The organism is Neobittarella massiliensis (ex Bilen et al. 2018) (assembly GCF_900289145.1).
In the GTDB taxonomy this organism is placed as follows: domain Bacteria; phylum Bacillota; class Clostridia; order Oscillospirales; family Ruminococcaceae; genus Neobittarella; species Neobittarella massiliensis.
Genome location: NZ_OKQO01000001.1, coordinates 364,935 through 377,135, shown reverse-complemented (window position 1 = coordinate 377,135; position 12,201 = coordinate 364,935). Strand labels below are relative to the sequence as shown.

The window sequence follows — 12,201 nt, the reverse complement described above, 5'->3', positions numbered from 1 at the left end:
TTTTGCGCCGGTATTCAACTTGTAACGGCGATCGCGTGCGGTCACCGGCGGGGCGGGCGGCCCTGCTGCATGATCTGCTGGGCCACGCGGATGCCGTCGACAGCGGCGCTCATGATGCCGCCGGCATAGCCGGCCCCTTCGCCGCAGGGATAGAGGCCGGGACAGGACAGCGACTGGCAATCTTCGCCCCGGAGCAGCCGCACCGGGGAGGAGGTGCGGCTCTCGACCCCGGTGAGCACCGCGTCGGGGGCGTCGAACCCGGGCAGGCGGCGACCAAAGCGGGTGAGGCCCTGACGCAGCATCTGCAAAATATCCGGGGAAAACAGCTGCCCGAAATCGGCCGGCGTGGTGCCCAGACAGTAGCTGGGGGCCACCCGGCCCAGCTGCGCGCCGGGCTCGCCCTGCAAAAAGCGGCCCACCGTTTGGATGGGGGCGCGGTAGTTGCCGCCCCCCAGCTGGTAGGCCCGGCGCTCGAGCTGCTGCTGAAAGCGGATGCCGCCGTCTACCCCGGGGCCAAAATCGCGGCTGTCTACCGACACCACCACCGCGCTGTTGGCGTTTTGGCGGTCGCGGGCAAACTCGCTCATGCCGTTTACCACCACCATCTCTGTCTGGGAGGCGGCGGGAACCACCAGACCGCCGGGGCACATGCAGAAGGTGTACACCCCCCGGTCGCCCTGACGCCAGGAGAGCTGGTACTCGCCCACCGGCAGATCGCGGTGGCGGTGTCCACCGGCGGCCAGCGGCCCGTAGAGGCCGCGGTCGATATCCGCCTGCAGGTGCTCGACGCGCAGGCCCACCGAAAAGGCTTTGGGCGCCGCCTTTACCCCCTGCTCGAAGATGGTAAAAAAGGTGTCGCGGGCGCTGTGGCCCACCGCCAGCACCAGCTGCTGGCAGCTGAATTTTTGGCCGCCGGCGACGGCACCGCAGATGCGGCCGGCGCTGTCGGTACAGAGCTTTTCGAGCTGGCAGTAGAAGTGCACCTGCCCGCCCAGGGCCACGATCTCGCGGCGGATGGCGGCCACCACATCGCGCAGCAGGTCGGTGCCGATGTGGGGTTTGGCCCGGTGCAGGATCTGCTCGGGCGCGCCAAAGTGCACCAGCTGGCGCAGCACGTAGTGGCAGCGGCTGTCGGAGATACGGGTGGTGAGCTTGCCGTCGGAAAAGGTGCCGGCCCCCCCTTCACCGAACTGCACGTTGGTATTTGCATCGAGCCGGCCGGTGTGCCAGAACTGCTCGACCGTGCGGCAGCGGTCCTCGACCGGACCGCCCCGCTCGAGCACGATGGGGCGGTAGCCCTGCCGGGCCAGCGCCAGCGCGCAAAACAGGCCGGCCGGACCCAGCCCCACCACCACTGGCGGATCGCCGAGCGGCGGGCCGGCGGGGGCGAACACGGGGTCTTCCTCGGTATAAAAGCGGGCGGCGGGGCAGCGGGCGGCGGCCGCCTGCTCCTGCGCGGGGGTGTGCAGCTGCACCTTGACCGAGCAAACCAGCTGCATGGCGTTTTGGCGCCGGGCATCCAGTGAGACCTTGGCCAAGTGGGCGGCCTGGACCTGTTCGGGGCGCACGGCCAGCGCGTGCAGCGCCCGGGTGATCGCCTCGCTCTTGTCGCGGCCGACGGGCAGCTTGATACCTGATATCAGTAACAAATCGGGACTCCTTTTTACTCAAAAACTGCCCCGCCGGGACTCGCCCGGCAGGACAGCACTGCTTTTGGGGGTGGTGTACGGCGCGCGACACGCTGTGGGCTCTGTAAACCCGGTGAGCTGGTGGGCGCAGATACGCCTGAAAAAGCCTGGTCTTCACCGCGCAGCAGCTTTTTATCCGCTACTTTTTGGCGCTGATCTCCACCACTGCCTCGTAGCTGCCAGCGGCCCACACGGTGCTGCCGTCGGTGGCGTAGAGCTTGACCGGGACGTTATACTGCCCCTCTTTCATATCGATGGTGGAGGCGTCGATCTCGGCGACCACGTTGGTCTCTTGCAGGGCGGCGATATCGGCGGCCAGGCCCGCCATTTGCACCCCGTAGATGCGCTTGGTGGTGACGGTGACGTTCCAGTTGGAGGGCGGGTTGATGACACTGAAATTGCTGACGGTGATCGACTTGCCCGCATAGGCACCGCCGAAGGTGACCGACACGGTATCGAAGCTGTCGAGATTGACAAAGCCGTTGGGCAGCTCGATCTGGAAGGTGTAGCCCTCGCCGTATTTGAAGTCGAGCAGGTTGATATAGCCCACATTGATGGCCTCGAGCTTGCTGATGGTCTCTTCGGGACCGGCCACATCGATCTCTTTGGCCGACAGCTCGTAGGTGAGCTTGTCGGTCTGGATGCTGGCCGGGGCGTTTAGGAACTTGACCTTGAGCGGCAGAGTGGCCTTTTTGAGCACCGGGATGGTCATCTCGACATCGGAGACGTCGAAGGTCATGGCATCGGTCTTTTCCACCTCGTTGCCGTCGGCATCGTACAGGGTGAGCTCGGCGGGGACCTTGTAGGTGCGGGAGAGGACGGTGTCGCTGGTGACGGTGGCCACGCAGCGCTCGATCTTATCGACTGTCCCCTCGGGGCCCTTGACGGTGATCTCGACCGGGTCGGTGGTGGGCTTGCCCAGCACGTAGCCGTCTTTGGCGGTGAGGCCGACGGCTTTGGCCTCGACGGTGAGCTTTTTGCTGACCACCCGGGCAAAGGTGAACTCCATCTTCTCGGGCGAGACACCCAGGATCTCGAAATCGTCCATCACGTTTTGTTTGGACCAGCGCAGCTGCAGGGTATAGGTGCCGGGGCCGGTGACATCGGTGAGGACCGGCGAGACGACGATATCGGACGGTTTCAGGGCGCCGACCACTTCGCGGCTGCCCTTGACCCGCACGGTGACCGTTTCAGTCTGGCCGCCGACGGCCTCGAGCCCCAGGCCGGCCAGCGTCTCGTTGTTGGGGGAGATGGTGATGGGCACGCCCCGGATGCGGGCATTGTCGACGGTGGGTGAAAAGATCATGGCCACGCCGAACCAGAGCAGGATGGCCACCAGCACCGACACCAGCTTGAGGGTGAGACCGTTTTCGATCATCTTCTGGAAATCCAGTTTTTTCGTTTTTTTCATTTCGACCCCCTCTTCCAAAACGGCCGCTTTTTCTGCTGGGTGTCGTCAGGTCTTTGGGGCAACAGCTCGTTGGAGAGCAGCTTTTGCAGGTAGTCGCGCTCGATGCCGCGGTGCAGGTGGCCGTTTTGCGCCACCGAGATGAGGCCGGTCTCCTCGGACACCACCACCACCATAGCGTCGGAATTTTCGGACACGCCCAGAGCGGCCCGGTGGCGGGTACCCAGCTCTTTAGAGATCTCGAAATTGTCGCTCAGCGGCAAAAAACAGCCGGCGGCGTGAATGAGCCCGTCGCGCATGATGATGGCGCCGTCGTGCAGCGGGGTGTTGACGAAAAACAGGTTGCCGAACAGCTCGACGCTGGGCACCGCGTCGAGCGTGGTGCCGGTGGCGGCGATCTCGCCCAGCTTGGTGGTGCACTCCACCACGATGAGCGCGCCGGTCTTTTTGTTGGAGAGCATGTCGGCGGCGTCGCACACCGTCATGATCATGCGGCGTATCTTGCGCTGCTGCTCCTCGTCGGGGGCCGACTGGCGAAACAGCTGCAGGTTGCCGATCTTGGTGCGGCCCACCTTTTCCAGCGCGCGGCGCAGCTCGGGCTGAAAGATGACTACCATGGCGATAACGCCGAACTGCAGCACTGCGTTGAGCAGGAACTTTAAAGTGGACAGGCCGAACTGAGCGGCCAGCACATAGGCCACCACAAAGATGGCCACGCCTTTGATGAGCTGGGCGGCGCGGGTCTCGCGCACCAGAACGAAAGCGATGTAGATGATGTAGGAGACGATGGCCACATCGAGCACGTCGACAAAAGTGATGGTTTTGATGACGCTGACGATGGAGTCGAAAAACATCAGGATCTGCTGCACGGTGTGACCTCCCCTCTCTGGCCGGACGACCGCTCATTTAGCAGGCAGACGCTGTGGGCGGACATCCCCTCCCCGCGGCCGGTAAAGCCCAGGCGCTCCTCAGTGGTGGCCTTGACGCCGACCCGGTCGACGGCGATGCCCAGACACCGGGCGATATTTTGGCGCATGGCCGGTATGTAAGGGGCCACCTTGGGCGCTTGGGCAATGAGCGTACAGTCGATATTCTGCACCTCGTAGCCCGCCTCGGTCAGCAGTTTAGCCACCTGGCGCAACAGCGCCAGGCTGCTGGCCCCGCGGTAGCGGTCGTCGGTGTCGGGAAAGTGGGTGCCGATGTCGCCCAGGGCGGCGGCGCCCAGCAGGCTGTCCATCACGGCGTGGGTGAGCACGTCGGCGTCGGAATGGCCGGCGAGCCCCCGCTCGTATTCTATCTGCACACCGCCCAAAATGAGCGCCCGTTCGGGCGCCAAGGCGTGTACGTCGTATCCGTGTCCTATGCGCATAGCCGCTCCTCTCTGCAAAGGGCTGCCGGCGGTGCCACGCCGGCAGTATATCGTGAACGCCGCCAAGAGGCCGCTAGTCGAGAAAGCTCTCGGCCAGGGCAATGTCTTCGGGCGTGGTGATCTTGATGTTCTGGTAGTCGCCGCGGGAGAGATAGACCTTTTGGCCGGCGTGCTCCAGCAGCTGGCAGTCGTCGGTGAAGTCGAGACCCTGACCGGCGGCGCCGGCGAGCGCCTGGCGGTAGGGACCGGCGGCGAAGATCTGCGGGGTCTGGCAGCTGTAGAGGGTGGACCGGTCAGGGGTGGCGGCGATGAAGCCGCTGTCATCGGACACCTTGATGGTGTCTTTGACCGACACGGCGGCAGTGGCCGCCCCGTAGGTGACGGCGTCGGCCAGCACCTCGGTGATACAATCGGGCCGCACCAGCGGGCGGGCGCCGTCGTGTACGGCGATGTACTGGCAGCTCTCCGGCAGGCAGGCGACGCCGGCGGCCACCGACTGCTGGCGGCTCTTCCCCCCGGCGACGATGTGGCGCAGCTTGTCGACCCCCAGGTCGGCGGCGATGGCCTGTACCGGGGAAAATAGGTCCTGCCGGGTGACCACCACGATGCCGGTTATATCGCGGCACTGCTGGAAGGCCAGCATGCTGCGGCCGATACAGGGCAGGCCGCCGATGTCGCACAGCTGCTTGTCGATGCCCTGCATACGGCTGGCGCTGCCGGCCGCCACCAGGATGGCCCAGGTCTCGTATTTCGCTCTGCGCGCTCTGAACATATCTACCCCTCCGATACGCGTACCAAATCAAGTTTAGTATACTATAAACAGGCCGCATTTAAAACCCCTGCCGGCCCCCGCCGCCAGAAAAATTTGGCCGGCGCCAATGCTGGGCGATGTATGGCAAATAGCCAGAAATCGCAGGGAAAGTTTATGAAAATGGCCGCTTGTGCCGTGGGGCGGCGCCGGGGTATAGTGATAGAAAGCGCCGTGCGCCGGGACCTGACCGGCGCATAGCAGATACCGGGCCGGCCGGCGCCAGCGCCGCGCGGGCCGCAGAAAAGAGGAGACCGCTATGGACAGAGAGGCACTGAAACAGCGCGTTTACGCGCAGATCGATAAGAATCGGGAGAAGATCATCGCCATCGGCAAGGAGATCTTTAACCACCCCGAGCTGGGCTTTAAAGAGTTTAAGACCAGCGCGCTGGTGCAGAAGACCTTTGACGAGTTGGGTCTTGCCTACCAGAAAGATATTGCCATTACCGGCGTGAAGGCGCGGGCCAAAGGCCGTGCCGACGGCCCTACCGTGGCGGTGATGGGCGAGCTGGACGCGGTGGTGAGCCCCATGCACCCCTGCTGCGACAAGCAGACCGGCGCCGCCCACGCCTGCGGCCACAACGCCCAGATCGCCACCATGCTGGGCGCGGCGATGGGGCTGTGCCAGTCGGGGGCCATGGAAGAGCTGGACGGCGACGCGGTATTTATGGCGGTGCCGGCCGAGGAGTTCGTGGAGCTGGAGTACCGGGAGAAGCTGATCCAGGACGGCCAGGTGGAGTTTTTGTCGGGCAAGCAGGAATTCATCAAGCTGGGGGCCTACGACGACGTGGACATGGCCATGATGGTCCACTCCTTCCCCGGGGCACCGGGCAAACTGGCGGCGGTGGGCTCGGCCACCTCGGGTTTTGTGGGCAAGCTGGTGAAGTACCGCGGCAAAGAGGCCCACGCCGGCGCCGCGCCCCACGACGGCATCAACGCCCTCAACGCGGCCATGCTGGGGCTGATGGGCATCAATGCCCAGCGCGAGACCTTTAAAGATGAGGATGGCATTCGCGTGCACCCCATTATCACCAAAGGCGGCGATCTGGTAAATATCGTGCCGGCCGACGTGCGCATCGAGACCTATGTGCGGGGGCGCAACATCGCCGGTATCGTGGACGCCAGCGCCAAGGTGAACAATGCCCTGAAAGGCGGAGCCATGGCCGTGGGCGCCCAGGTGGAGATCGTGGAGCTGCCCGGCTACCTGCCCATGGAGAACGACCCGGTGATGGACGGCTACTTTATGAAAAATGCGGCCGGTCTCATCGGTGAAAAGAGCGTGATCGACGCCTCGAAGATGCCGGCAGGCGGCGGCTCGACCGACGCGGGCGATCTGAGCCTGCTCATCCCCACCATCCAGCCGGTGTGCTCGGGCTTTTGCGGCACCGCCCACGCCTACGACTTTATGGTGGACGACGAGGAAATGGCCTACATCGCCCCGGCCAAGATGATGGCGGCCACCGTGATCGACCTGCTGGCCGACGGGGCCGAAGGTGCCAAACAGGTAAAAGCAGCTTACGCGCCCACCTACACCAAGGAGAGCTACCTGGCGTTTTGGCGCGACTTTGTGAGGGCTGAGTGAGCCAGGGGTAGCTTCTGGGGCGCAGTACGGAGTAGTCCGCACCGCGACTCAAAATAAATCTCCTCTGGTGGGCAGGACCCCGGCTTAACGAGATTTTTTGCCGGTGGCCCAGGTCGGCGTACCGCGCCGTATCGTCATTGAAAAAGAGCACCGGCACAGCTTTCGCTGTGCCGGTGCTCTTTTTTACTGCTTTTTTTTTCGCTGCCTGGGCAGAGCGCCACACCCGCTGCGGCAAAATGGGTGCTAAGACAGGCAGGTCAGCTGCTCCTCGCTCCAGTTTTGCAGCATACCGCACATCTTTTGGGCGTACTGGCGGCACTGCCCGAGGTCGTGCCCGCGGTAGTTGCCGCACTCGATGCGGCTGGCGCCGGAGATGGGGTTCTGATAGTCGGCGATAAAGGTGAAAGCCTCTCATAGCAAGCTGATGAACTCTGCCCTGCTAACGGTACCGCGGACGACAGGTAAAAGCTGGGGTGGCGGTTCCTAATATGAACACCGCCAGCGAGGGCATCCCTTTCAGCTGCTCCCTCGACGAGACCATCATCATCTACAAGGCGGTAGTGGACAACCCCCAAGGGACGGCAGTCACCGTAGGCCAGATGATGCTGGATGACTTCTTCCGTTTCAAGAGCCACTCGAGCGACACCCCGATCTTCCCGATCAATCTGATACCCCTCGCCTCCAAAAAACCAGTGGAGGAACGGGGCAAGACGGGCAAGGATTACCACTACACCCGCACCCCAGACAGCGAAAGTGGTCGGAACGACACTGATGTGTCCATCGTGTTCTTCCCCAGCGACTGCAGCGAGTTCCACATCATGAACAACAAAACACCACCGAAGTGCACTACCCGACCCCAGGCAATACCATCCAGACTTTCATCGAAGATCTGCCTGGGGAGCAGCTGGAGCTGCAGACCCACAACCCCAACACCGAGGAGATATCTGCCCTGAAAGACGACACGATGAAGATCGATAAGACCGCACCTGCTTTTACCGCCGCGGCGGATGGCCAGTTGACCCTGACAGACAATTTCTCCGGCATATGGAAGTTGGGGGGCTACGACGCGGCCGCCAAGAGCTATATTACCGGCCAAATTGGGAAATATCGGGCGGTGGATGCGGCGGGGAACACCTCTGCCACACAGGCAGTTACGGTCAACGACCCGCTCGCTGTCACCCCCACAGACCCTACTTTCCCCCTGCCGACACCCGAGCAGAACGCGACAACAACGACCTCGCCCACGCAGTGATCACAGATACCATGCAGGATCATCTCGACAGCTTGGCCCATCTTACGGCGGCCGCTTCACATCGGAGGACGCCAAAGACCTATTTGACATTTCCGCTACGGCTTCTCCTCCAATGCGGCCTAGGACGATAGGCTGATCTACCCTTACAGTAGCTCTCAAAACAGCAAAGATATCATCGCCCAGGGGGACAGTATTTTGGCCGATGGACCATCGCCATGACTGTCGAGGAGAAAGGAGTCGGCTCTGCCGGGTTTGACACCACTGTGCCCGGCAGCGATGTCATCAGCCAGACGGTGACCGACAGTCAGAGCAACACTATCTTGTCTGTGACCTGATCGGCAGCGACGTGCCGTCTGCGATCGATTACAACCCCGACGGCGGAACAGTAGAGTCGGAAAACAAACTGGAAAGCCCCGAAATCGTGGAGGGCTGGCTTAATTATATAAAGAGAGAAAAGGAGCACTATATCAATCTAGCGCTCCTCAATAGCTTATCATCGTTTAGGGGCTGAGCTTCACAAAAAGGCTTCTGTGCGATACCCTCTTAATCATTGCTTAGCACCAGAAGAGGACAGTCTTGCTATATATCTCGAGACCATCTTCCTCGGTATCTGTTCGTCGTACTCGCCAATTTTATATGCCACATCCCGCCATGTTCTACCGTCTATAAAGCGGTATCGCAGTACCTGCCGCAATCTGCTATCTGATATATTGCCTATTTGTCGGAGCATGTCCTCTACCTCTTTGGTACGTGTATCAAGCTCGGTAGTCAAATGGGTCTCTAAAGATGCCAGATGAGTCAGCTCAATACCTTCATGACCCCGTCTCAGCGCCGCTAGCCTAGCTTGCAATTCATGTACTTCTCGCATCTCATCTCTTAATTGGCCCAACTTCTTAAGAATTGGCTCTACTTCTCGTTGTTGTCCCATCAATGTCCCCCTCTTATGTCTCTATATCTTATAGTTTCATTATATTACATTTGTTTTTATTTTGCAACCAAATTTTACTTTTATAAAACATTTTACGTTTAATACGTTTTTATTTTGCTACCATAAAATTGTAGAAACGCCATTCATATATTACTCAATTTTTGCATTGGTATAGGGGTGAAACGATGGGTAAGTACACGGACGTTTTAACAACTAAAATTTTAGAGGCACAGAGCAGAAACAAAACATCTATATTGGAAATTGTAAAGGACTTCACACCACTTATATGTAAATACGCATATAGATTGGAAGGTGAAGATACTCGAAGTGAACTGACTCTTTTTTTAATTGAACTGGTATTAAAAATGCCAGTTGATAATTTTAACGGGCCAAATCCAAATGCCCAAGCCACAAAATACATACACACGGCTATTGTGAACAAGGCCTATTCCCTTTATCGGAAACAGCAGCCCATCTGCTACGATCTAGACAGCCTAGTCGATTTGCCAAACCAAGAATGTCCAACAGCAAATTCAGAGCTAAAACAGTCTATTAAAGAGCTCTCTCCCAAACAGCAGACTGTCTTATACGCCAGATATTGGTATGGTTACTCCATTCAAGATATCGCACAAATGACTGGTACATCCAGGCAAAGTGTAAATCAGGTACATGCCCGTGCAATACAGCGTCTGAAAAAAATGGATCTTGCTTGTTAGGTAAATGGTCGGACTGATCTTGGTCATCCCGACCCTTATAACTTGCGGAAGAATGCGGGTAATTAGGCACCCAGTCTGTCTTCTTACTGGTGATCCCACCGTATCATAGTTTGCGTCTAATATATCAATATGACTCCTGCTTTTTATATTTTAGGCGGTTTACAAATTGGCGTAAAACAGCTTTCTATCTATGTAGTTCTTTTTCAGGAGAGAGGAGGTGAACATGCTCGTCACCTCGATCAAGAGCGAAACGAAATATAAAGGAGAAATCATATGGACGTAATGGTGTTACAGACACAGCGGTGGCTTAACAGGACCTATGGCAGCGTTCCTACTTTCGGATCAGTCGAAGAGACTGGCTCCACCGGGTGGGACACTATTTATGGGTTGATCCGAGCCCTTCAACACGAGGAAGGCATCACCTATCTTGTCGACAACTTCGGTGAAACCACCATGGCTCTCTGCCCCACCCTGAAACTGGGCAGCACCGGTCGAGTTGTCACTATCCTGCAGGGTGGTCTTTGGTGTAAAGGCTATGGCACTGGTGCCGCTGACCTGACTGCCAACTTTGCCGGTGGCACTGAAGACGCCGTCAAACAACTCCAGGCCGATGCAGGACTGCCCCAGACCGGTATCGTGACCCCGATGCTTATGAAAGCGATCCTCAGCATGGACGCTTTTACAAATACATGGTCGGGCGGCTCTGACCGTATTTGCGAGATGCAGAGAGCACTCAATGCTTCTATCTCGAGCTACGCCGGCATCATCTTCCCCTGCGACGGTCTCTATTCCCGCTCTCTCAACGAGGCGATCATCTACGCCATCCAGAAAGATATCGGTATGGATGCCGGTACTGCCAACGGTGCTTTCGGTCCCACCACCACCTCGATGTGGAAATCGGCCTATCCCAACGGCGTGAGCGCCGGGAGCAGCGCCACCGCCATGGTCAAGATCATCCAGTACGCGCTGTACTGCAATGGTGCCTCCTATGATACCGGCACCTTTGACGGCGTTTACGACAGCACTGTGACTACTCGTGTTTCGCAGTTCCAGTCTTTCTCTGGTCTGCCAGCTACCGGCACTGTAGATATCTCCACCATGCTCTCGATGCTCGTCAGCTATGGCGATCAGGACCGTGCTGTTACCGGTTTAGACTGTGCCAACACTCTGACTGACTCCTATCTGGCTGCTTTGGATAGCTACGGCTACAAGATCTGCGGCCGCTACATTGTCGGTGGTGACTGGAAACGGCTCAAGGTAGACGAGTTTGCCCGCATTTTAGCCAAAGGCATGAGCGTTTTCCCCATCTATCAGACCAATGGTATGGAGGAGAGCTACTTTTCATACAATCAAGGTTGGGAAGATGGCAAAGAAGCTGTAATGAATGCACGTGCTTTCGGCTTTCCCAATAACACCGTCATCTACTTTGCCGTAGATTTCGATGCCATGGATTACCAGGTGACTAACAGTGTCATCCCGTACTTCCAAGGTATATATGAGCGACTTCAAAAGATGAGTTGCTATCCTTATCGTATTGGCATCTACGGTCCTCGAAATGTTTGTTCCAGAGTCAGTGATGCTGGTTATGCCGAACTGAGCTTTGTTTCCGATATGTCCAGCGGTTTCAGCGGCAACCTCGGCTATCCCCTCCCTGTCAACTGGGCTTTCGACCAGATCGATACAGTCTCCTATCCGGTCCAGGCACCCGATTTTGTAGAAATCGATAAAGATGTCGTTTCGGGCAGAGACAGCGGTGCATCTGTTGCTTTCCCAATTCCTGATACCGATTATGCCGGTGGGGAATCTCTCATCAAAGTCAACATTGGCAATGATGAAATTCCCGTTTACGCAAATATGGATACCAACTATCCTTTCGTAAAAAATCAAATTGGTTCCATCAAAAAAGGGCAATTCTACATCGCTCGGGCAAGCAAGGATGGTGCCAGCTGGGCTCCTAGTTATCGCAAAGTAATCTATAAAAAAGGCGATGGAGCACTAGCTACAGGGCTTATAATCGTTTCCAATACGATTATGGGGGGTAGTTTTATACAAACTGGCGTAGTAGACTTCCATTCGGTCATTTTCAACGGCTCGGATTTAGAGGTCCTCAACCCTGATGAAGATCATATCTCTGGGCTTCCCGGTTATATCGCTCACACCGTTCATAAACCCGTCGCCGCAATGAACTCTTCTGGTACATTTATTAAGACTATTCCTGCAGGAGCAAAAATCGCTGCGGACGTATCCGAAACCGGATACTCTCATCCAGAGTATCTGATTTGCAATTATGTTAACTATGGGGAAGGCAATGGATGGGAGCCCATCACCAGTTCCGACTCCTACTTCTTTGTAGATGTCGATCTGTATTCAGCAACATCAGGGGCAGATAGAGCAATCTGGTAATTATACAAAAAAGAAAACAGGACGGAAAACCGTCCTGTTTTCTTTTT

10 protein-coding genes are annotated in these 12,201 nt (G+C 57.9%); 5 read left to right on the top strand and 5 right to left on the bottom strand.

Annotated elements, in window-relative coordinates; genetic code table 11:
- Positions 1–41: 41 nt before the first annotated feature.
- The 5 genes from C6Y32_RS01805 to ispD all read right to left on the bottom strand — a co-directional run bounded on the left by C6Y32_RS01805 (position 42) and on the right by ispD (position 5,237).
- Positions 42–1,649, bottom strand: a complete 1,608-nt coding sequence (locus C6Y32_RS01805) for an NAD(P)/FAD-dependent oxidoreductase (RefSeq protein WP_105203446.1) — start codon at positions 1,647–1,649, stop codon at positions 42–44.
- Positions 1,650–1,827: 178 nt separating this feature from the next.
- Positions 1,828–3,099: a CdaR family protein gene (locus tag C6Y32_RS01800; protein ID WP_105203445.1), complete on the bottom strand. Its 1,272-nt coding sequence runs from the start codon at positions 3,097–3,099 to the stop codon at positions 1,828–1,830.
- Positions 3,096–3,965: a diadenylate cyclase CdaA gene (gene cdaA / locus C6Y32_RS01795; protein WP_243562437.1), complete on the bottom strand. Its 870-nt coding sequence runs from the start codon at positions 3,963–3,965 to the stop codon at positions 3,096–3,098. Before cdaA ends, C6Y32_RS01800 begins: the two co-directional genes overlap by 4 nt.
- Positions 3,950–4,465: a 2-C-methyl-D-erythritol 2,4-cyclodiphosphate synthase gene (gene ispF, locus C6Y32_RS01790; protein WP_105203444.1), complete on the bottom strand. Its 516-nt coding sequence runs from the start codon at positions 4,463–4,465 to the stop codon at positions 3,950–3,952. Before ispF ends, cdaA begins: the two co-directional genes overlap by 16 nt.
- A 73-nt stretch (positions 4,466–4,538) precedes the next feature.
- Positions 4,539–5,237 (bottom strand): 2-C-methyl-D-erythritol 4-phosphate cytidylyltransferase, encoded by a 699-nt coding sequence (ispD, locus tag C6Y32_RS01785; RefSeq protein WP_105203443.1) that lies wholly within the window; start codon positions 5,235–5,237, stop codon positions 4,539–4,541.
- A gap of 295 nt (positions 5,238–5,532) precedes the next feature.
- On the opposite strand from ispD, the gene C6Y32_RS01780 reads away from it, so the two are divergent.
- From C6Y32_RS01780 to C6Y32_RS01755, 5 genes are all read left to right on the top strand, one after another.
- Positions 5,533–6,855, top strand: a complete 1,323-nt coding sequence (locus tag C6Y32_RS01780; protein ID WP_105203442.1) for an amidohydrolase — start codon at positions 5,533–5,535, stop codon at positions 6,853–6,855.
- A 488-nt stretch (positions 6,856–7,343) separates the two neighbouring features.
- A complete protein-coding gene (locus tag C6Y32_RS01775; RefSeq protein ID WP_105203441.1) occupies positions 7,344–7,808 on the top strand; it encodes a hypothetical protein in 465 nt (154 codons plus the stop codon).
- Positions 7,809–7,819: 11 nt separating this feature from the next.
- Positions 7,820–8,107, top strand: a complete 288-nt coding sequence (locus tag C6Y32_RS01770; RefSeq protein WP_105203440.1) for a hypothetical protein — start codon at positions 7,820–7,822, stop codon at positions 8,105–8,107.
- 1,113 nt (positions 8,108–9,220) lie between these two features.
- Positions 9,221–9,751 (top strand): sigma-70 family RNA polymerase sigma factor, encoded by a 531-nt coding sequence (locus tag C6Y32_RS01760; protein WP_105203438.1) that lies wholly within the window; start codon positions 9,221–9,223, stop codon positions 9,749–9,751.
- A 273-nt stretch (positions 9,752–10,024) separates the two neighbouring features.
- The gene (locus C6Y32_RS01755) at positions 10,025–12,154 is read left to right on the top strand and encodes a glycoside hydrolase domain-containing protein (protein ID WP_105203437.1); all 2,130 of its coding nucleotides are present in this window, start codon (positions 10,025–10,027) and stop codon (positions 12,152–12,154) included.
- The last annotated feature ends 47 nt before the right edge of the window (positions 12,155–12,201 follow it).